This window comes from Mycobacterium scrofulaceum, assembly GCF_002086735.1.
Taxonomy (GTDB): domain Bacteria; phylum Actinomycetota; class Actinomycetes; order Mycobacteriales; family Mycobacteriaceae; genus Mycobacterium; species Mycobacterium scrofulaceum.
This window is the reverse complement of sequence record NZ_MVIJ01000028.1, coordinates 57,780-78,038: the sequence shown is the minus strand read 5'-3', so window position 1 is coordinate 78,038 and position 20,259 is coordinate 57,780. Positions and strand designations below refer to the sequence as shown.

General features: G+C 67.7%; 22 protein-coding genes and 1 tRNA gene. 12 read left to right on the top strand and 11 right to left on the bottom strand.

The annotated features are described in order from the left end of the window. The 3 genes from BST44_RS18225 to BST44_RS18215 all read right to left on the bottom strand — a co-directional run. The coding region (locus BST44_RS18225) for a PP2C family protein-serine/threonine phosphatase (RefSeq protein ID WP_083178502.1) at positions 1–1,393 on the bottom strand (1,393 nt) is incomplete at its 3' end. After that, positions 1,390–1,857, bottom strand: coding sequence for an FHA domain-containing protein FhaB/FipA (locus BST44_RS18220; RefSeq protein ID WP_046183038.1), 468 nt, complete (start codon positions 1,855–1,857; stop codon positions 1,390–1,392). The genes BST44_RS18225 and BST44_RS18220, both read right to left, overlap by 4 nt. A 125-nt stretch (positions 1,858–1,982) precedes the next feature. After that, the gene (locus BST44_RS18215) at positions 1,983–3,623 is read right to left on the bottom strand and encodes an FHA domain-containing protein (protein WP_083178501.1); all 1,641 of its coding nucleotides are present in this window, start codon (positions 3,621–3,623) and stop codon (positions 1,983–1,985) included. Positions 3,624–3,866: 243 nt separating this feature from the next. Here BST44_RS18215 and BST44_RS18210 point away from each other — a divergent pair. From BST44_RS18210 to BST44_RS18200, 3 genes are all read left to right on the top strand, one after another. After that, positions 3,867–3,949, top strand: a tRNA-Leu gene (locus BST44_RS18210). 328 nt (positions 3,950–4,277) lie between these two features. Beyond that, the gene (locus BST44_RS18205) at positions 4,278–6,137 is read left to right on the top strand and encodes a putative alpha/beta hydrolase (protein ID WP_083178500.1); all 1,860 of its coding nucleotides are present in this window, start codon (positions 4,278–4,280) and stop codon (positions 6,135–6,137) included. 16 nt (positions 6,138–6,153) lie between these two features. Further along, positions 6,154–6,576, top strand: a complete 423-nt coding sequence (locus BST44_RS18200; protein ID WP_083178499.1) for a hypothetical protein — start codon at positions 6,154–6,156, stop codon at positions 6,574–6,576. Positions 6,577–7,179: 603 nt separating this feature from the next. Here the strand turns inward: BST44_RS18200 and BST44_RS18190 are convergent. The 4 genes from BST44_RS18190 to BST44_RS18175 form a co-directional block, all read right to left on the bottom strand. Next, on the bottom strand, positions 7,180–7,515 hold the full coding sequence (locus tag BST44_RS18190; RefSeq protein WP_083178497.1) for a GNAT family N-acetyltransferase: 336 nt from the start codon (positions 7,513–7,515) through the stop codon (positions 7,180–7,182). After that, complete coding sequence (locus BST44_RS18185; RefSeq protein WP_083178496.1) at positions 7,502–8,485, bottom strand: pirin family protein; 984 nt, start codon at positions 8,483–8,485, stop codon at positions 7,502–7,504. The genes BST44_RS18190 and BST44_RS18185 overlap by 14 nt, the downstream gene beginning before the upstream one ends. Positions 8,486–8,513: 28 nt before the next feature. Continuing rightward, complete coding sequence (locus BST44_RS18180; protein WP_083178495.1) at positions 8,514–9,896, bottom strand: acyl-CoA dehydrogenase family protein; 1,383 nt, start codon at positions 9,894–9,896, stop codon at positions 8,514–8,516. Between the two features lie 89 nt (positions 9,897–9,985). Next, on the bottom strand, positions 9,986–10,402 hold the full coding sequence (locus BST44_RS18175) for a WhiB family transcriptional regulator (protein WP_083178494.1): 417 nt from the start codon (positions 10,400–10,402) through the stop codon (positions 9,986–9,988). Between the two features lie 143 nt (positions 10,403–10,545). Between BST44_RS18175 and BST44_RS18170 the strand changes: the two genes are divergently transcribed. The 6 genes from BST44_RS18170 to BST44_RS18145 all read left to right on the top strand — a co-directional run bounded on the left by BST44_RS18170 (position 10,546) and on the right by BST44_RS18145 (position 14,479). Then, complete coding sequence (locus BST44_RS18170) at positions 10,546–11,316, top strand: helix-turn-helix domain-containing protein (RefSeq protein ID WP_083178493.1); 771 nt, start codon at positions 10,546–10,548, stop codon at positions 11,314–11,316. Next, positions 11,313–12,128 carry a C40 family peptidase gene (locus BST44_RS18165; protein WP_083178492.1) on the top strand — a complete coding sequence of 272 codons (816 nt, stop codon included), beginning with the start codon at positions 11,313–11,315 and terminating at the stop codon, positions 12,126–12,128. Before BST44_RS18170 ends, BST44_RS18165 begins: the two co-directional genes overlap by 4 nt. Before the next feature lie 16 nt (positions 12,129–12,144). Then, positions 12,145–12,510 (top strand): DUF4226 domain-containing protein, encoded by a 366-nt coding sequence (locus BST44_RS18160; protein ID WP_083178491.1) that lies wholly within the window; start codon positions 12,145–12,147, stop codon positions 12,508–12,510. A gap of 79 nt (positions 12,511–12,589) precedes the next feature. Next, positions 12,590–13,804 carry a DUF4226 domain-containing protein gene (locus BST44_RS18155; RefSeq protein ID WP_142274558.1) on the top strand — a complete coding sequence of 405 codons (1,215 nt, stop codon included), beginning with the start codon at positions 12,590–12,592 and terminating at the stop codon, positions 13,802–13,804. Positions 13,805–13,853: 49 nt separating this feature from the next. Beyond that, complete coding sequence (locus BST44_RS18150) at positions 13,854–14,171, top strand: ESX-1 secretion-associated protein (protein ID WP_083178489.1); 318 nt, start codon at positions 13,854–13,856, stop codon at positions 14,169–14,171. Continuing rightward, positions 14,168–14,479, top strand: coding sequence for a DUF2694 family protein (locus BST44_RS18145; RefSeq protein WP_083178488.1), 312 nt, complete (start codon positions 14,168–14,170; stop codon positions 14,477–14,479). The genes BST44_RS18150 and BST44_RS18145 overlap by 4 nt, the downstream gene beginning before the upstream one ends. 3 nt (positions 14,480–14,482) lie before the next feature. Here the strand turns inward: BST44_RS18145 and BST44_RS30460 are convergent, their stop codons facing one another. Beyond that, entirely contained in the window at positions 14,483–14,626 is a 144-nt protein-coding gene (locus BST44_RS30460; RefSeq protein WP_167380222.1) for a hypothetical protein, read from the bottom strand. Positions 14,627–14,708: 82 nt separating this feature from the next. Here BST44_RS30460 and BST44_RS30980 point away from each other — a divergent pair, with 82 nt between their 5' ends. Together BST44_RS30980 and BST44_RS18135 are read left to right on the top strand one after the other, a co-directional pair. Continuing rightward, a complete protein-coding gene (locus BST44_RS30980; RefSeq protein WP_083178487.1) occupies positions 14,709–16,532 on the top strand; it encodes a DUF5631 domain-containing protein in 1,824 nt (607 codons plus the stop codon). A gap of 67 nt (positions 16,533–16,599) precedes the next feature. Beyond that, positions 16,600–16,923, top strand: coding sequence for a DUF2710 family protein (locus BST44_RS18135; RefSeq protein ID WP_208619831.1), 324 nt, complete (start codon positions 16,600–16,602; stop codon positions 16,921–16,923). Positions 16,924–16,992: 69 nt separating this feature from the next. Here the strand turns inward: BST44_RS18135 and BST44_RS18130 are convergent, their stop codons facing one another. Further along, complete coding sequence (locus BST44_RS18130) at positions 16,993–17,766, bottom strand: TIGR03084 family metal-binding protein (protein ID WP_083178486.1); 774 nt, start codon at positions 17,764–17,766, stop codon at positions 16,993–16,995. After that, entirely contained in the window at positions 17,766–19,085 is a 1,320-nt protein-coding gene (locus BST44_RS18125; RefSeq protein WP_083178508.1) for an MFS transporter, read from the bottom strand. The genes BST44_RS18130 and BST44_RS18125 overlap by 1 nt, the downstream gene beginning before the upstream one ends. Before the next feature lie 142 nt (positions 19,086–19,227). Here BST44_RS18125 and BST44_RS18120 point away from each other — a divergent pair, with 142 nt between their 5' ends. Continuing rightward, positions 19,228–19,833 (top strand): YqgE/AlgH family protein, encoded by a 606-nt coding sequence (locus BST44_RS18120; RefSeq protein WP_007166974.1) that lies wholly within the window; start codon positions 19,228–19,230, stop codon positions 19,831–19,833. Positions 19,834–19,868: 35 nt separating this feature from the next. Here BST44_RS18120 and BST44_RS18115 read toward each other — a convergent pair whose 3' ends face one another. Next, positions 19,869–20,210, bottom strand: coding sequence for a hypothetical protein (locus BST44_RS18115; RefSeq protein ID WP_083178485.1), 342 nt, complete (start codon positions 20,208–20,210; stop codon positions 19,869–19,871). Between the last annotated feature and the right edge of the window lie 49 nt (positions 20,211–20,259).

The following is a 20,259-nucleotide window of genomic DNA, read 5'->3' as shown; positions in this document are numbered from 1 at the left end:
GAGTTGGGATGCTGGGGCCGGCGGAGGCGGTGGTGGGTGGCGTGGACGGTGCTGGCGGTGTCGCGACAGTGGACTCGGGGGTGCCGCTCCCGGGCGTCGGGAACCCCGGCGGCGACGTGGCGCGCGGGGATGGGCAGGTGGGCAAGAGGTATTCGGCCAGCAGTTGCCGCAACTGTGACTCGGCCTGGTCCAGGCTGCCTCCCGGCAGCCCGGTCTGAACCTGGACCTGTCCGGGGCGGCGCAGATCCCGGAGTGTCATCAGCTGACAATTCGAGTGACCGGACTGGCCGTAGCTGATCAGCGACAGTTCGTTGTGGGCGCTCAGGCAGCCCACCAAATAGGGCTCTTGTAGGGGAAGGCCCAACAAGGACCCCTGGATTCCGCGGACGATCGACACCTTGCCGTCGTATTCGGTGACGTAGTAGTTGCGCTGGATGACCCACCACCCGACCGCCAGGCCGGAGAGGACGAACAACACCGCCAGGGTCACGACGAAGAACATTCGCCGGCGGGGCCATCGCGGCCGGGCTGGCGTTTCCGGTTGCGGCACAACGCGTTTGGCGGCCTCGTCGCGGGGCCTGATCGCGGATGCCCGACCCGCCGACGTGTTGGGCAAGGTCATCTGGTCGTCGTCACCTGAAACCGCGCCCGCGAGGATCGGCTGCGTCTGGCCGTAGTCGTAGTCGACGACGTCGGCGACCACCACGGTCACGTTGTCCGGGCCGCCGCCGCGCAGGGCGAGCTCGATGAGGCGGTAGGCGGCTTCGGCGACGTCTGGGATCTGCAGTGCCTCGAGGATGGTCTCGTCGCTCACCGGGTCGCTGAGTCCGTCGGAGCACAGCAGGTAGCGGTCCCCGGCGCGGGCCTCGCGCATGGTCAGCGTGGGTTCGACCTCGTGCCCGGTCAGCGCGCGCATGATCAGTGACCGCTGGGGGTGGCTGTGGGCCTCTTCCCGGGTGATCCGGCCTTCGTCGACGAGCGTTTGGACAAACGTGTCGTCCTTGGTGATCTGGGTGAGTTCGCCGTCGCGCAGCAGATATCCGCGCGAGTCACCGATGTGCACCAAGCCAATCCGGTCGCCGGCGAACAGGATGGCGGTGAGCGTGGTGCCCATGCCCTCGAGTTCTGGCTCGGCCTCCACTTGCGCCGCGATGGCCGCATTGCCGGCGCGCACCGCGGCGTCGAGCTTGGCCAGCAGGTCGCCGCCGGGCTCGTCGTCGTCGAGGTGGGCGAGTGCGGCGATCACCAGCTGCGAGGCGACCTCGCCGGCGGCGTGGCCGCCCATGCCGTCGGCCAGGGCCAGCAGCCGCGCACCGGCGTACACGGAGTCTTCGTTGTTGGAGCGCACCAGGCCGCGATCGCTGCGCGCGGCATATCGCAGGACCAGGGTCACGGGCGCAACTCGATCGCCGTTTTGCCGATCCGAATCGGCGTCCCTATCGGAACTCGTACCGCAGTCGTCACCTTCGCCCTGTCAAGGTAAGTGCCGTTGGTCGATCCTAGATCCTCGACGTACCATTCCGAGCCGCGCTGAGAGAGCCGGGCGTGCCGCGTGGAGGCGTAGTCGTCGGTGAGCACCAGGGTGGAGTCGTCAGCCCGGCCGATCAACACCGGCTGCCCGCTGAGTGTGATGCGCGCGCCCGCCAACGCGCCTTCGGTCACCACCAGGTACCGCGCGGCATGCCGGCGCTGCCGCGAAGGGAGCAGGGTGCTGCGCAAGGCCAAGCCGCGGCGCACCATGACCGCACCCGTGGGCGCATAGATATCGGTCCGCAAGATTCGCAACACGGACCAGATGAATACCCATAACAACATTAAAAATCCGGCACGCGTCAGCTGCAGTACGAGTCCCTGCATCTGGCGTCCTTTCCGTCCTGGCGTCATCCCCCTGGCGCCCGTGACCCCGAGCACATCGGCAACGTCACGATACTTGGACGGCGGTCGGCACGGGGCGAAGCACGGCAGCGTCGAGCCCGGTGGGTCTAGTGGATCCGGACGATGATCTCCGAGTGGCCCAAACGGATGACGTCACCGTCGGCCAGCTGCCACTCCTGCACCGGCGCGTTGTTCACGGTGGTGCCGTTGGTCGAGTTCAGGTCCGACAGCAGCGCCACCTGCCCGTCCCACCGGACCTCGAGGTGACGGCGTGACACGCCGGTGTCGGGTAGCCGGAACTGGGCGTCCTGCCCTCGGCCGACGATGTTGGAGCCCTCACGCAGCTGATAGGTGCGGCCGCTGCCGTCGTCGAGCTGGAGCGTGACCGTCGTCCCGGCCGCGCCGTAACCGCCGCCGTAGCCGCCGTAGCCGCCGGCCGGTTGACCGTAGTCGGCCGACTGTCCGTAGTCAGCGGGTGCGCCGTACTCGCTCGGCTGCGCGTACTCAGCCTGCTGACCGTAGTCGTAGTCGCGGTGCGCGGTCTCCGGGTAACCGCCCTGGCCCGGGTATCCCCCGCCTGGGACGTTCTCGGCGTACTGCGTGTAATCCCCGGCGTAATCCTGCCGACCGTAGCCGCCCTGCTGGTAACCCTGGTCGTAGCCCGCGGGCTGCTCGTAGCCGCCCTGCTCGTAACCACCGCCCTGCTCGTAGCCGCCGCCCTGCTCGGGGTAGGCGGGTCGCTGCTCAGGCGCAGCGTAACCACCCTCGTCTTGGCGCGCCGGCCCGCGGCCGTACTCGGCGTATCCGCCGCCGTAGCCCGGCTGAGCGCCGCCGGGCTGACCGCCGCCGGGAGGACCGTAGCCGCCGCCCTGACGGTAGCCCTGGTCGTAGCCTTGGCCCCCGTACCCGCCGGGCGCGGGAGGACGCTGCTCGTACTGCGGGGGGTACCCCCCTTGGCCCTGTTCGGGGTAGCCCCCCGGGGGCTGGTAGCCGCGCTGGTCGGGGTAGCCGCCCGGGGGCTGGTAGCCGCGCTGGTCGGGGTAGCCGCCGGGGGCCTGGTAGCCACCCTGCTCCGGATAGCCGCCCTGTTCGGGCTGGCGGGGCGGCGGGTAGCCCTGCGGCGGCGGGTAGCCGCTCTGCTCGGGCGGGTATCCACCACGCGGGTCAGGGCCGCCCTGCGGCTCCGCGCCACCCTCTTGCGGACGCCCGTAACGGTCGTCGTGATACTCGTCGCTGGGCCGCCCCGGCCCCTGAGCCCCGCGGTAGCTCGAATCGTCAGTCATTGGTGCTACTCCTCGTTCTGCGCCGAACGCATCATCTGATTGTGGCCGGACGGGATCGTGGACCGACGGGCGGGGCTGCACATCGGGGTTGACAGCACCACGGGCGCGGTACTGGCCGGTACGCAGGTTCGACGATTGCTCGAACCGGACGACCACCTCACCATACGTTTGCCACCCCTGTTCATGGATGTAGTCGGCCAAGTACCTAGCGAACGCGCCCGAGGTGAGATCAGTGTCGGCGCTCACCTTCTCGAAGTCGTGCCTACCGAGGGTAATGATGTATTCGTTGGGGGCCAAAAGGCGATTCCCGTGCAGCTGCTGGACGCCGTCGCGGGCTTCGCGGCGCAGCAGCGCCTCGACCTCTTGCGGAACGATCGACCCCCCGAACACGCGGGCGAACGCGTTGTCGACCGTCGCCTCGAGCTTGCGCTCGATCCGCGCCGCCAGCCCCCGTTGGCTACTCATGCCCCGGCGTTCGCCCGCACTTGCCGCAGCACATCGCCGGCGTGCGGCAAACGATTCGCGGGGTCACCTTCCACTCCAGCATGCTATCGGCACAGTGTGCCGCCGGGGCACCGTCGAAACTCTGAGAACTGCGTCAGCCCTGTTCAGACGTGATGTCCCGCCGCGCCCAGCGGCTTGGAGGCCCGACCAGGCGGGTTGGGGAATGCGGCTATTAGAGTGATATGGTCCATCGGTTGTTTTTCCGGGCGAGTGGCGGAATGGCAGACGCGCTGGCTTCAGGTGCCAGTGTCCTTCGGGACGTGGGGGTTCAAGTCCCCCTTCGCCCACATTTGATTTGGTGGCGCTGAGGTCACGGGCTCGACGAGTTCGTGACCTCCGTGCTTTCCGAGGTCGTCGTGCGGGGGCCTCAGCGCACCCCGGTCAGCCCCGCGAGCCGCTGAGGCACGAACGACGAGCGCCACCGTGCCGCCGACGAGAACGGCAAGCAACACAACCTTGAAGGCCAGCGCCACCATGGCCATGGGTCTCGGCTCCTCGGACACGGTCGGCGCAGTGAATTGACGTCAGCAACCGCGTTAGTAGCGTATTTGCCAGCTCAGGGGGGGTGGCAATGTTCGTCGCGGTGCTTGAGGCAGCGCAGCTACGGGTGGCGCGATGCAGCTGCGCTATATAAGCATTGCGGCGCTGATTGCCGAGGCCGGCGGCGATCCGTGGGCGATCAACAAAAGCTTGCAAGCCGGGAGCCCCGGGCAGATCTCCTCGCTGGCGGAAGTCTTCCACCGAGCGGGCCGATGCACCGCTGAGGCCCAGCACGCCTTCGAGCAAGCTCGCAAGCGTTTCGACGCTGCGTGGAACCGCCGGGATGGCGGTCATCCGATCAACGACTCCGCTGAAGTGCAGCGGGTGACCCAGTCTCTCGGTCTTCAGTCCCTCCAGCTGCCCAAGATCGGCGTCGACCTGGAAACCATCGCGGCCTCCTTGGCCGAGGCGCAGAAGGCCGCGGAGGGAGAGATCGCGACGCTCGAGAACCAGCTGCAAACGCTCGACGGCCTGATCGGCCAAGCTGTCGCAATGGAGCAAGCCGGCAACCTCAGCGCGGAGGACCGGCACACCCTCGATACCCTCGTTCACAATTGCGAGAGCGATGCCATCGACGACACGAAAGCTGCACTGGCACAGCTTCATTCGATACGCAATGGCTACTCAGATGGCTTACGCAATTCGCTGAGCAACCTACGAACCGACGGATACGATCCCGCTTCCCTTCACGATGTCGACGCCGACGGTTCGCCGAAGCCCACCGAGGCCCAACTGCAAGCGCTCGCCGACATCCGGCGGATCACCGATCAGGCTGTGGTGGATCAGATGGGTAAGGTGCGTGCCGCGCAGCTTGCCCTGGACAAGGCCATGGCCGACCTCTATACCCATGGACCTGGGTCGCCGGAGGGCGAGGCCGCCAACGCGAGTCTGCCTAAGCTGAAAGCGGACCTCGCCCACGCGCTCGACGACCTGGGCAAGATCCCCGACTACAAGGGCATCGACCCCACGTCGATAACCACCACTCCTGACGGTCGTTTCATGTTCACGTACACGGTGGACGGACAGCCCGTGCAGGTCTACGGGCAGCTCAAGAACGGCACGGGCGAATTCTTCGATCAGGCTATGGGCACGTCCTATACCTTCAGCGGCGGCAAGTTGACCGGCATGCGGACACCCGATCCCGGGAAGGTGGAAGCCACTCCCGAACCGCTGTGGAGCGCGATCACCTTGGCGGTCGGCGGCCCTGAACTCAAGGCCGGCGGTGAGGCGGCCTGGCAAGGCTTGAAGACGCTGTTCAGTCGCGAAGCGTTGCAGGGCCTTTCTGCCGACAACGTCCTGCCCCGCGCGCTGAGCGGGGCCGAGATGCGCGCGGCAATTGCCGAAGCGGACCTGCCCCAGCATGGCTCGCCCATTCCGGATGTCAGCGGACAACCTGTGCCGGGCGCCGGCCACCCTGGCCCGCCGCCCGTCGTTGAGCACGCACCGCACTCGGGCGGCAGCGGTGACATTCCGGCTGAGCATGGACCCGCAGGCCCGCATGTGCCGGTGCCCCCGGACGGCCCACCACCGGTGGTTATCGACCCGACCCATCCGGAGTTCATCCTCGACAACCCCCTCGACTACATGACGCCGGAGTTGCGAGCGCTGTCCGAACAACACCTGACCGGAAGCGGCGAAACCGTCCTCGGTCCCTTCAAGCCTCCAACAGGCGGGCCTTCCTACATTGATGTAGCGCAACAACATGGAGCCAGCTACTTCGACCTCGGTGAAGCGTGGAACTCTCTGTCGCCGACCGAGAGGCTTGCGGCCAATCAGCATGTGCTCGACGTGGCTATCGCAAATCAAGATAAGATCAACTTATCGGTACCGTTCTACCGCGTTAACCCCAATACGTTCACGGGTGCAGAACTTCGGTATCTGGAGGCACACGGTTATCGGCGAGTGGGCGACAACTCACTCCTACCGCCAGATTGAAGGAGGTCGATAAATAATGACGACGTTGCTACGGTTCTACCTGCAATATCTGGACTTTCTTTACTTGGACCCGCGTTACCATATTACCGACTCGGCAACATCCGGAAATCCGACTATCAATGCGTCGCTAACTGTAACGGGCCCGCTAGTCAGTTGGCATATCTCTAATGATCGGGGCCAAATTGGCTTCACTTTCGCCCCGGCCAAGTTGGCCGCGGTGCCCGACAACTGGTTCCGTGCGTCGCTTATTCGCCAGTACCTGGACGACTTCGACGAGACAAACGCCGTATCATCAGAGGCTATGGTGGTGTGGATTCGAGACAACATGCAGCGCATCGAGGAGCTCTTCAACGATGCGAGGGCCGATAAATCATGCGAAGAACTGTTAAACCTCGCGAAGGTGCTCGCGGACAAATACTTTGGCCCTCCGGGCGGATAATCGGAAAATTGTTGCGGGTACGGAGGCGGTCCAACACGTGCACATCTGGTTGAAACGTAGCCCAACGGACTTTTCCCGCCTGACCGAACGATGGTATCGGTTCGGCAAATGGATGGGAGGAGATCCAATATCCGTTTCGACCACGTGTGCAGATTGTACGGTTTCATTCGCTACAGCGGACTATTCGGTACACGTTCGTCAGGACGGCCGGTGGTGGATGGTCGATACGGTTGACGACCGCGGTCACAGGCGTAATGATGCTGCAAAGTTCTCGACTTTCGAGCTGGCTGAAAAGTACTTGATATGGGACTGGACAAGCACCGCCTACACACCTATCGGTCGGCCGAGCCTTTGGTCGCAGCTGTATTCACGGGGTTTTAACCACGTTGTGAAGTCGATTCCCATAGCCGAAGGCATCACCGAATTGTGCTCGAGGAACGGCCGAGCGCTTCTGATGGAGCCAAACGCCAAAATCTTCAGCCATCTCATGCTGAAATCAGTGGCCGAAATCGATCGGATGACTACGACCGGCGTTGAGTAGTCCGATACGCAGCCAACTCGGTGTCGGGTACACGGCGCGTTCGAACGTCGACCGTTCAGCGCTCAACTGCCGGTCTGCACCCACCGCTGAATCTCCGGCGTGACGGCGTCGGTGATGTCGTCGTATTCGGGGTGTTTCTTGAGCACCGTGCCGATCATGGAGCACACCGGGACGATGCGTTTGCCTTCACCGCGCGCCTCGTCGAGGGCCTGCTCGACGAGGATGGTCGCCAGGCCGCGTCCGCCGTAGGCCGGGTCGATCTCGGTGTGGTAGAAGACGCGCTGGTCATCGCGGTCGGCGAAATCGGCGAGGCCAACCCGCTTGCCTTCCACGGCGATGGTGTAGCGGCCGTCCTCGAGGGTGACGGTCGCTTCGGCTCCGGTCTTATCGGCGGTCATTTGTGCCTTCCTTTCGTTGCGGTACGGGTCGGGGCCGCAGCCGAGTGGTCGGCAGCGGCGGGGCGGGCAGCCGGGCCAGCGAACCCCGGTAGCCGTGGACGGCGCCGAAGCGTTCGTCGCCGTCCTCCCACAGTTGGCGGTACGCCACGATGTCGTCGTGGCTTCGTCCCACGAAGTTCCACCACATCACCAATTCTTCGGTGAACGGTGTCCCGCCGAGCAGTAATACTCGCGCGGGCCCCTCCCCCACGTTGGCCAGGCGCAGCGAGGAACGGCCCGGGCTGAGGTAGGCCAGCTCCGCGACGGTGAGCGGGTGCGCCTCCACACGGGCGGCGCCGGCGTCGCACAGTACGCCGTGCTCGAACGCCGGGTTGGTGTCGAGGTCCAGGCGCGCTCCCGCGTCGAGATCCACCTGCGCGCCCAGCAGCGGAGTGAAGGTATGCACCGGGGACTTGTCGCCCGCGAGCGCGCCGAGGAACACGCGCGCCGTCGCACCGGCGAGCGGCACCGGCTCCGGCACGAAGTGCGCGAAGTCGCGGGGGGCGTCGCGATCCGGACCGGGCAGCGCCACCCAGAGCTGCACACCGTGCAGGGCGGCCGGCGACGGGACCGAAACCTCGGAGTGGCAAATACCGGAGCCCGCGGTCATCAGGTTCAACTCGCCGGGCCGCACCGTCGCACGCACCCCCGCGCTGTCGTTGTGCTCCACCTCCCCACCGAACAACCAACTGACCGTTTGTAATCCGGTATGCGGATGCGGCGGGACGTCCATGCGTGCGAACGCCGGGCCGTAGTGGTCGACGAAACACCACGCCCCGATCAGCGAGCGCTGGCGTTGCGGAAGCGTGCGCTGCACCCGCATGGCCCGCGGCCCGCCGAGGGGAACGTCGCGCGGACGCAGCACCTCGACGCCCGCGGCCGGTGAAGCGGCGCAGGCGACTTCGACCGGCGCCGGCTCGAGGTTGCTCATGGTTCACCGCGACGGTACCCGCGCACCGCTACTTGCGCGGCGGGCGCAGCACCTTCATGGCCAGCCGCATGACGGGGTCGGGCACCCGGTCCTGCATCGACAGGGCGGTGTCGGCGGCGCGCGAACGCAGCGGGGTGCCGCGACCGAAAACCCGATTCAGCGGGCCGCCGGAAGGCTCGAGCACCACATGCAGTGGCGGTGTGCCCACGGAGGCGCCCAGCGCGTTGGCGATCACCATCCGCTGGATCTCGCTGGTTCCTTCGAAGATGGTGTACAGCTTGGCATCCCGATACCACTTCTCCACCGGGTGGTCGGTGATGTAGCCCCAGCCGCCCATCGTCTGAATGGCACGTTCGGTGGCCTTGACGGCCACCTCGCTGGCCGCCATCTTCGACATCGAACCTTCGCCGCGTTCGAACGGGACATTGTTGGCCGCCATCCACGAGGCCCGCCAGGTCAGCAGCCGCGCCGCGTCGATCTGGGTGGCCAGCTCCGCCAGCGGGAAGGAGATGCCTTGGTTGTCGATGATCGGGCCGCCGAACGCCTCGCGCTCGGTGGCGTACGCCGTCGCGTACTCCAGCGCGGCGCGCGCGATCCCGATGGCTTGGGCCGCGACCATGGGCCGGGTCTGCTCGAACGTGCCCAATGTCGCGGACCCGGAACGCTTTCCGCCCGCGACCACCTCGCGTGCCTTCGACAGCTTGTGCTCCAACTTCTCTTGTCCGCCAAGCAGATTGGCGCCGGGAACGCGGACGCCTTCGAGCAGCAGCTCGGCGGTGTGGGACGCGCGGCAGCCCAGCTTGTCGAGCTTGCGCACCAGCTTCAGCCCTGGCGTGCCGCCGGGCACCACGAACAGCGCCTGACCGCGATGGCCGAGCTCCTCGTCGACGACAGCGTTGACCACATGCACGTTGGCGATGCCGCCGTTGCCGATCCACATCTTGTGGCCGTCGATGATCCAGTCGTCACCGTCGCGGCGCGCGTGAGTGCGCAGGTTGCGTACGTCGCTGCCGCCCTCGGGCTCGGAGATCGCCAGCGCGGCGAGCTTGAGATCGCCCGGGGTGCCGAAGCATTCGGGCGCCCACTCCAACATCTGCTCGGGAGAAGCGGCCTGCCCGATCGCCGACAGGGCCAACGCAGGCATGACGATCGCCAGGCCGATCCCGGCGCACCCCCAAAACAGCTCCTCCATGAACATGGGCAAAGAAAGACCGGTCGGGTCGCCGATCAGGTCGCGATAGAACAAGGGGCTGTAGAAACCCCGTTGGGCGGCCTCCTCCAACACCGGCCACGGAAACTCCTGCCGTTGGTCGTAGTGGAGCGCCACGGGGCGAATCACTTCTTCGGCGAACTGATGGGTTCGCCGGGCGAGGTCGTGTTGCGCTGCGGTCGGGGTCAGGTCGAACGTCATGGATCCCGCCTCTGGTCGACAGATTCGCTCGTGCCGAAGCTCTACCCCGTTGGTTGCGTCAGCAAACGGCCGTCAGGCAGGAGGGAAAGTCAGGCGGCCGACCGCGGCCCGACCTGTGCGAGGGGCAGGTGCAACACCACGGCGGGCACCGGAACGGCCTCGTGTTCGTGGGTGGCGAGCAGCGCGGCATTCTCCGGCAGCTGACGGGAGTTGATCTCGCCCGAGGCGATGCGCCGAAGGACGTCGTGCGCGTGGGCCAACTGTTCGCGCTTGCGGTACTGGCCTCCCGGCAGCTTGACGCCTGCCCACACGCCGTACTCCTCGCGGTGCGCGATCGCGTGCTGCGCGCACTGGCGTTGCTGCGCGAGCGGGCAGCGGCGCAGGCACTGAAGGCGGGCCTCGACGGCCGACCGCTCGTATGCACGGGCCTTGGCCGCGCCGTCACCGCCATCGTCGTCGGGGTAGCCGAACCACAGCTCCGGGTTGGCAGCGCAGGGGTGTCCCATGTCGGTCTCCTTGTCGAACTCGAAACGTAGGCAAAAGCGTATACAGACGCACCCGCTGAGCGCAAGAGAAACGAGACGAAAACGTATAAACAGAGCGATACGCCACGGCCTGTGTACTATCCGGCCTATGGCCGGAGCGTGCGGTGAGCCGTGAATCGGCCGGCGCGGCTATCCGCGCACTGCGGGAATCGCGCGACTGGTCGTTGGCGGACCTCGCCGCCGCGACCGGTGTCAGCATCATGGGGCTGAGCTTTCTGGAACGCGGCGCACGCAAGCCGCACAAAAGCACAGTTCAGAAGGTTGAAAACGGCCTGGGCCTCCCGCCGGGCACCTATTCTCGGCTGTTGGTGGCGGCCGACCCGGATGCGGAACTGGCCAGGCTGATGGCCGCGCAACCGCCTGTCGCCGTCCCGGCAAGGCGCACCGGGCCCGTCGTCGTGGACCGCCACAGCGATACGGAAGTGCTGGAAGGGTATGCCGAGGCCCAGCTGGAAGCGCTCAAATCCGTCATCGATCGCTTGCCTGCGACAACATCAAACGAATATGAGACGTATATTCTGTCTGTGATCGCTCAGTGCGTGAAGGCCGAGATGCTGGCCGCCGGCTCCTGGCGGGTGGCGGTGAACGCCGGAGCGGACTCCACGGATCGACTGATGGAACATCTCCGAGCCCTCGAGGCCACCCGCACGGCCCTGCTCAAACGGATGCCGACCAGCTTGAGCGCTCGGTTCGACCGGGCCTGCGCACAATCGTCATTGCCGGAGACCATCATCGCCGCGCTGGTGGGCGTGGACGTGGAGGAGATCTGGGACATCCGTAACCGCGGGGTGATCCCGCCGGGAGCACTCCCCCGCGTGCGGGCCTTCACCGACGCCGTCGAATCGGGGAGCCGACAGCGCGAGGGGGCACAGTGACCCACAGCGAAATCGCGGTGTTGAGCCGCGCGCACGACATGTTCGCCGGCGGCTCCCAGCCCCCGCCGCTGGACGCCGACACTGGCCATTACCGCGCCGTGCTCCGGCGAGCCGTCGGGCGGAACGACGGCTTGGCCCGCGGCGGCTACCGGCGCGCGGTGGATCAGAGCGGCCAACGGCTCGCGTGGGCGGCGGCCACCGACGCGGCGGCGGCGGACGTCATCGCCCGGGCCCATCGGGATCGGACCCAGGCGCGCGATCTGACCCGAAGTGTCCTCGACGAGGCTCGCGCCGACACCGTCGTCCCGGTGACGCCGATGGCCCAGCGCGAGGCGATGCGTCGCCGCGCGGCGCGACTGCGGGCGCAACGCGCACACGTCATTTCGGCCCGCCTTCGCGCCCGGCGGCGCCTCGCGGAACTGCGGACGTTGCGCTACCAATTGCTGCATCACCGCGCCAGTGGAGTGGCGTTGAAGGGGCGCGCCGCGATTGCGGTGCGTGCCGCGCTGTCGCGGCTTGGCCGACCCTACGTCTGGGGCGCGACCGGGCCCGATGAGTTCGACTGTTCGGGGCTGGTGCAGTGGAGCTATGCGCGGGCGGGAATTCACTTGGGCCGCACCACCTATCAGCAGATCAACGATGGGATTCCGGTGCCCCGTTCGCAAATCCGTCCCGGTGACCTCGTCTTCCCGCACGCCGGTCACGTCCAGCTGGCAATCGGCAACAACCTGGTGGTCGAGGCGCCCTACCCCGGTGCCTCGGTGCAGATCAGCCGGCTGGGTACCTACGTCGCTATTCGGCGACCGCTATGACGAACAGGGTGAGCCGATGACGGAACAGGCCGGGCCCTCGGTCGCCGCCATGCAGGCGCGGCAATCGGCATTGGCCGGCCAGCACGGCACGGTCGCCGACGCCGACCGCGTGCTGGCGGAGGCGCTCAACAGCGCTTACGCCGCAATGCGCGAGGGCGCCGGGCGGCTCGACGCCATCGCCGACCAGATCGATCATGCCACCGTGCACCAAGCGGCCCTCGCCATCGATACGCCCATGGGCGCCCGCGAGTTCCAGAGATTTCTACTGGCCAAACAACGCGAAATCACCGCGGTCGTCGAGGAGGCGCGCGCCCTGAGTCGAGCGAAAAAGGCTGTCCTGGAGGGCCTTCGGGGCCAGTACGCCGCCGGCGGGGACCGCTGAGGCGCGGTTACGGTGTCATCCACAACCTGCCGGGACAGTGAATTGTCGGCAGTAAGCGGCCTGGGTACTGTCGCCGGGCATGGAGGAGCCGCAACGTATCCCGCAACCTCGTGCGGTGCCCGCGCCACCCGATCGGGAGAAGGGCGAGGCGGCAGAAGCGATCGCTCACGCAGAAGCCGCGCTCGCACACCAGAATTCGGTGAGCTCCCAGCTGGACATGCAAGTGATCACGGCGATCTTGAACGCCCACCTCAATGCCGTCGAAGGAAGCGAAGCGCTGACCAAGTTGCAGCAGGACACCGAAGCCGCAGTGCGAACGCGCTCGGACCTCGACACTCCGGCCGGCGCGCGCGACTTCCAGCGCTTCCTGATCGGCAAACTCCGAGACATTCGCGCGGTGGTCCTCAACGCGAGCCTCGATGACACGTCGAAATCGGCGCTGATGGCGGCATGGACCTCGCTGTACGACGCATCGAAGGGCCAACCGGACGGCCCCGGCGCACGCCCGTCGGCCCAGCCGGTCGGCACCGACGCGGATACCGCAGACGACTCCGGCTGGGACCCGCTGCTGGATTCGTTGCTGGCCGACGATCCGAGCCTGGCAAGCGAGGACATGCCGGCAGTCGGCATGCCCGACGGCGCACCCGCACCGGCGCCGTCGATGGCTCCCGCACCGCCGCCGATTCCCAGTTTCGCTCCGGGGCTCCCCGGTCTCGGCGCGATGCCCGGCGGGCTCCCGTTGCCGGATGTGCCAGGTGGCGACAACCTGGATCCGGCGCTGCAGGGCCTCGATGACGAAGGGCTGCTGGACTCCGCGGATCAGCCGGACCCCAAGGGCGACGCGTCGTCAGACGAACCGGGTGACGCGGGTACAGACGCGGCGAAGGCCGAGGAGCAACCGCCTTCGGCCGGTCCCACAACGGTGACCCTGCCCGACGGTGAGACGGTGACGGCGGCCAGCCCGCCGTTGGCGGCCGCGATCAAAGCGGCGGTCGGCGGAGCGGCGATACCAGATGCCTTCCAACAGCAGGGAATAACGATTCCGCCGCCGGGCACCGCGGTGTCCGAGCCGATCGACCCGGCGCGCGTGGCTCCGGCCGATATCGGGATGTTCGTCGACCGGCATGCCCTTGCCCTGGGCCCGGGCAGGGCCCTTCTCGATGGCCAAATTCAAGACATCGCCGCCGTGAACGGGCCAAGCTTTCTAGGCTGGGAGCATCCGCCGGCCGCGGCCGTGCCGGCGAAGCCCGACCCACCGACACCCACGCGGCCGGCGACCTCGTCGACCACCTGACAATAGTGATCTCGCCGGTCTGGCCGGCGGCCGTGAAGAGGAGGAGCGGATGGCAGATTCGATCCATGTGGTGCCCGGCCACTTGCGTCAGGCCGCCGCGCGGCACCAGGAGACCTCCGAATACCTGCGCACAGTGCCGTCGTCGCACGAGGCCATTCAGGAAAGTCTGGATTCGCTGGGCCCCATCTTCGGCGAGCTGCGCGACGCCGGGCGGGAACTGCTCGAGCTGAGGCGCCAGTGCTACGAGCAGCAAGCCGCGGACCACGCCGACCTCGCGGACAAGCTGGCGGCATCGGCGACGATGTGGGAAGAGCACGAGCAGGATGCGGCGCGCAACCTCGGCGGCATCGCTGACCGCGGTCGATGACGGACGCCAACCCCGCTTTCGACACCGTTCACCCGAGTGGACACATCCTCGTCCGCTCCTGCCGCGGCGGATACATGCACAGCGTTGCGTTGAGTGAAGAGGCGATGGAAACCGACGCGGAGACGCTGGCACGAGGCATTTTGCTGACCGCCGACGTGTCGTGCCTCAAGGCGTTGCTGGAGATCCGGGACGAGATCGTGGCGGCCGGACATACCCCGTCGGCCGAGGTGCCGACCCCGCGAGACCTCGATGCGGCGATCGAGAAGCTGCTGGCGCACAAGCTGCGCCGGCGCCACCGCGTGATCTAGCACCTACAGCAGCCAGGTCTTGGTTGCCTCCGAATCCGGCGCGATGTCGGTGGGCGGCTCTACGGGATTGGGGCCGAACAACTCTCGTGCCCGGGCGAGCAGGGCACGCACCTCGTCGAGTTGCTGCTGCAGCGCAGATTCAGCCATATGCTCACGCTACCGAGGCCGTCCCAGCCGCACAATTCACTGACCGAAGAAGCTATCCGCCAGATACCGGTACGCTTAGCCGGTGGCGATCTTCGGTCGGATGACGGCGCGCCAGCGCCTCCGGAGAGCTACCCGGGAATCACTGGCGATGCCGGCCTTCAGCTCTCCCATCGATTGCACCCCGTGGGTGATCGGTGGTCTGTGGCCTGCCGAGCTGTCGACGATCACCGCCGAAAACGCCACGCTCGCAGAGTATCTGAAGACCGATCTGCAGCGGATCGTCGAGAATGCCAATGAGCAGCTGAAGATGATCAAACGCGCGGGGTTGGCCGATTTGCCCCGTCAGGCGGAAGAGGCCCGCCTCATCGATGAGGCGCGTGCATGTGCGGTGCGGCGGGTCGAATCGACGATGCGCCAACTGCATGCGGAGCTGGCCGGGGCAACCGCCGGCTATTCCCGCCGCCAGTTCGCTGAACCGCGGTCACTGGCGGAGGACCAGACCCAAGTCATACCTGCTGTGACCGGGGCGGGACCCCTCCCCCATGCGCCCGGATGGGGCGCCCGGAAGCCGCGTTGGCGAGTGGCCGACAAGCCGGCTCCGATTGTTCGGCAGGACGAAGTGGAGCAGCCCGAGCCGGCTCGGCACGACGATGCGGTGCAGGACACGGCCGCGCCTTCCGCCGCCGCCCCGGATCTTGAGGAAACTCAGGTCATCCCCCGCGTGACGGACGTGGAGCCTGTCGCCAACGGCCGGCACCACGCGGGGGTGGAGCAGCCGGCTGAACCCGAGCACGTAGCGGACACCCATACCGACGCCGACTCGTCGGCCTCGATGGAGGAAACCCAAGTCATTCCAGTGATCACGGAATTCGAGCCCGTGCTCGAGGAGGCGGCCGCCCCCTTGGAACCAGCCGGCGACATCGCCGCGGTTTCGCTGCAGGAGACGCAGGTCATTCCCGCGATCACCGAGGTCGAGCCCGTCGTCGACGAGACGGCACCCGCGCAACACCAGGCGCCGCCTGCCGCGCAGCCAGAACCCGTCGCGGCGGCTTCGGTGGAGGAGACGCAGGTCCTCCCGGCGATCACCGAGGTGGAACCCGTCGTTGACGAACCGGCCGAGCCCGCGGCCGCCCCGGGTCCGGGCCAACCCGACGGCGGCCGCCACCACGCGGTGGCCGACGAGCCGGTGGCGCAGCCCGAGCCGGTGGCGCAGCCCGAACCGGCGCCGACCAGTGAGCCCGCCATCCCGAGACGGGATGAAAAGAACTCGGGCGCAACGGGTCTGGAGGTCGACCGGCTGAACCGGCTCCTAGAGTTCGTGGTCCGTCAAGAGTCGCGGCTGAATTGGGCGGTGGGCGACCTCCCGGACGGCACGACCGTCTTGGTCACCGACCTCGCCCACGGTTGGATACCGGCAGGCATCAACCTCCCGGCGGGCGTCCGGTTATTGGAGCCCGAACCGCGCACGGGCAGGGTCTCCGCGCTGGTTGACGGCGCGGCGCGGCTGGTGACCTACTCCCCCGGCGATTCGCTGCGCCGCTCGGCGGACTTCACCGCGACGAGATCGTCGTTGGAACCCCGCGAGCTGCCCCCCATCGACGACATGGCCAGGGTGCTGAGCGAGACCACCCGCCGATTCGACGGACTCCCCCGGATCGTGCAGAGGTTGGCGGACGCGGCCGCGGCGGACGCAATGATCATCGACCAGGAGGTCGACGTGCTGCGGGTGCACCTCGATACGGCCCGCTACCAACTTCTGGTCCAATACCCGGCCGTCAGTCCCGCGCTTCTGCTGAAGTGCCTGCTGATGGCGGCCACCGAAGGCATCGCAAGCGGAGACCGGGTGTCGGCGAACTATCACCTCGCTTGGTATCAGAAACTGGCCACCCCGCCGCCCGACTCATAGGCCGCGGCGTCATGCGGCGATCAGTCGCAAGGATGAATTGACGCTGGTAGGAGGGGTCGAAGATACTGTGAACGTGTCGGATTCGGGCGGTCGCGCGGATCTCAGCGACAAGGACCTCGTCGAATCAGTTCTTCGCGAACTCAGCGAGGCGGCCGACAAGTGGGAAGCCCTCGTGGCCCAGGCCGAGGCCGTCACCTACAGCGTTGACCTCGGCGACATCTATGCCGTGACGAATTCCGACGGGCGGTTGCTCAAGCTGACTCTGCATCCCGGCGTCATGACCGGATATGCCCACGGGGAGCTGGCCGACAGGCTCAACCTGGCGATCTCGGCGCTGCGCGAAGAGGCCGAGGCCGAGAACCGGGCAAGTTACGGCGGCCCACTGCACTAACGCGTCCCACGCGCTCATCGCCCGGCGCGTGGCCGGATGGCGCCGGCTCTCTTCGCGCGTCCCACGCGCTCATCGCCCGGCGCCGGGCGGGCCGGCGAAGGCCTGCGCGATCTCCAGCCAGCGCTGCGCGTCGGGCCCATGCGCGGTGATGTCGAGAGCGGCCAGTGGGCGCCGCTGGGTGACCAAGAAACAGAAGTCCTCGGCCGAACCCGTGACCTGCTGCGCCGCGTCGCTCGGCCCCCAGCTCCACGTGTCGCCGCCGGGACCGCGCAGCTCGACCAGGAATGGTTCGGCCGGAGCCGGCAGGTTGTGGACCGCGAAGGCGTAGTCGCGGGTGCGCACCCCGAGGTGGGCGATCGACCGCAGGCGGTCGGTGGCGGCCCGTTTGACGCCCAGCGCGTCGGCGACATCGAGGCCGTGGGCCCAGGTCTCCATCAGCCGCGCCGTCGCCATCGACGACGCACTCATCGGCGGCCCGAACCAGGGAAGCTTGCGCCCGGCGGGAACCTCCAGCAGCTCGTCGTGCAATCGGCCGCGGGTTACCCGCCACTCGGCGAGCAGCTCGGCCGGCGCCAGCGCCGCAACTTCCTCGGCGCCCGCATCGACGAAACCGGTCGGATCCGCGGCCGCGGCCTTGAGTACCTCGGCGAAACCGGCTTCGTCGGTGACGGAGGTCAGTGCGACGCGGTCGGTCCACAACAGGTGGCCGACCTGGTGCGCGATGGTCCAGCCCGGCGCGGGCGTCGCATCGGCCCAGCGCTCGGCCGGAAGCGGCGCGACCAGGCCGTCGAGGTCGTCGCTTTCGGCACGTAGGTCAGCCACGATCGCTTCGGGACCCGCCATCATTGCCTCCGCTCGTCGGTCGTCCCCGCCGGGTCGTGATTATTCACCCGTTCCCCGCGCCGGCCCAGGAAGCTGTGCATGCCCAGGCCCGTCAGGTACAGCGCGGAGCCGACCAGCACGAACGCGGGCGCGTGCCCATCGGGAGGAATCAACGCGGCGGCCACCGTGATGGAGGCGATGAACGCGACCCAGAAGAGCGCGTCTTGGACGGCGAAGACGTGCCCGCGAAGGGCGTCGTCGACGTCCATCTGCATGGCCGAGTCAGCGCAGAGCTTGACCATTTGGCCCGTCACACCGAGGAGAAATCCGCACCCCACCATGATCGGCACCTGGAGTCCCGCGCCGGCGAGCTCGATGATCGCCGACGCGGCCAGCGCACCGTTCGCCGTCGCGTAGCGGCCCCAGCGGCGGACCGCCGGCGGAGTGAGCACGTTGGCCACAAACGCGCCCAGGCCGGCCGCACCGAAGAACAGCAGGGCGGTGCCCAGTCCCCCGGCTTCGGGGTTGCTCAGGTGGTGGACCAGCAACAGGACCACGAGGGAATTGATGCCGATCACCATGCGGTGGGCGGCCAAACCGGACAGTGTGGCGGCCACCGTCGGCCGCTGCGCGACCGTGCGCGCGCCGTGTAGCCAGCCGGTGACCACGGCGTAGAAGACCGGTCCGTGGATCGCCCGCTTGGTGTCGTCCGGGCCCAGCACGCGGGAGCCGAACCGCAACGACAGCAGCAAGGCGATCGACACGGGGATCCCGGTGCAGAAGATGATCGCCGACGCGCCGTTGTCCCCCGCGCCGACCAGGAATCGGGGCACGAGCATGAAATTGGCGCCGATGAAGGCGGCGATGGCCCCCGACGCGTTGGCCAAGGCGTTCATCGTCACCACCTGTTCGCGGGGCACGACGTGCGGCAGCGACGCCGACAGCCCGGACGCGACGAACCGCGCCAAACCGTTGGCGAACAGCGCGCCCAACAACAACGGCAGGTCGCCGGCCCGGACGGCCAGGATGGTGCCGATCGCGGCGATCAGGACGAGGCGGCCGACGTTGGCGCCGACGATCACCAGCCGCCGGTCCCAACGGTCCATCAGCGCCCCCGCGAACGGTCCCAGCAGCGAGTACGGCAGGAACAGCACGGTGAACGCCCGCGCGATCGCCATGGGGTCGGCGGCGCGGTCCGGATTGAACAGCAGCGCCCCGGCCAGACCAGCCTGGAACAGGCCGTCGCCGAATTGGCTCGCCATGCGCACCTGCAGCAGCCGCCAGAAGTCTGGCAAACCGCGCACCGACTGCCATATTTCGGCGGGTGCGCTTGACTGCATCCGGGATTGGATCACGAAACCGACTTCCAGGAGAGGGGCCAGCAAGCTCGTCACGGTCGGAGCCGCCGTACCCACAGTACAAATATTTACGCCCCGCGCTTGATTCCCCCGGACGGCGAGCGCCGGATGCGATGATGGTGAGGTGCCGCCGCCCGAGGACCCCGAGGACTATGTCGCGCCGGCCGCGCAGCGGGTGCGCGCGGGCACGTTGCTCCTCGCCAACACCGATCTCTTCGAGCCGACGTTCCGGCGCAGCGTGATCTACATCGTCGAGCACAACGACGGAGGGACGTTGGGCGTGGTGCTCAACCGCGCGAGCGAGACCGCGGTGTACAACGTGTTGCCGCAGTGGACCAAACTTGCGGCCAAGCCGAAGACGATGTTCATCGGCGGCCCGGTCAAGCGGGACGCGGCGCTGTGCCTGGCGGCGTTGCGGGTGGGCGCCGACCCGCAGGGTGTCGCCGGCCTGCGGCATGTGGCCGGGCGGGTGGTGATGGTGGATCTCGATGCCGACCCCGACACGATCGCGCCCCTGGTAGAGGGGGTGCGGATCTTCGCGGGCTACTCCGGCTGGACCATCGGCCAGCTGGAAGGCGAAATCGAGCGCGACGATTGGATTGTCTTGTCCGCGTTGCCCTCCGACGTTCTCGTCGGGCCGCGGTCCGATCTGTGGAGCCAGGTGCTGCGCCGTCAGCCGCTGCCGCTGTCGCTGCTGGCCACCCACCCGATCGACCTCAGCCGCAACTAGCGCAGTCGCCGACGCGCCGGTGCCCGCGCCGGACGTCAGTGGCAGGACTGCGTGCAGCCGGCGCAAGCGCCCGCACAACCGGGTGCGGCGGCTTCTTGCTGCAGGGCGAAGCGGGCGCTCTGCCACGACCCGGTGGCCAGCGTTCCGATGGCGCCGGCCACACAGACGATCAACACCACCAATGCGGTGTGCGGGGGAGCTGCCAGCGCCACCACACCGCCGGCGGCCAGCATGATCGCCGCCGCCAGTTGCGCCGGGGCCACGGACCGCAGCGCCAACGCGGCGGGTTCACCATTCTGGGTGCGCGCTAGCGACCATGTTCCGAACCCGGCGGAGGCCACCGACGCACACATGCACAGGACGCCCGCAATCAGCATGGCCTCACAATACGAGCCCGGGCGCCGGGCCGCTCAGTGGGCTCCGGGG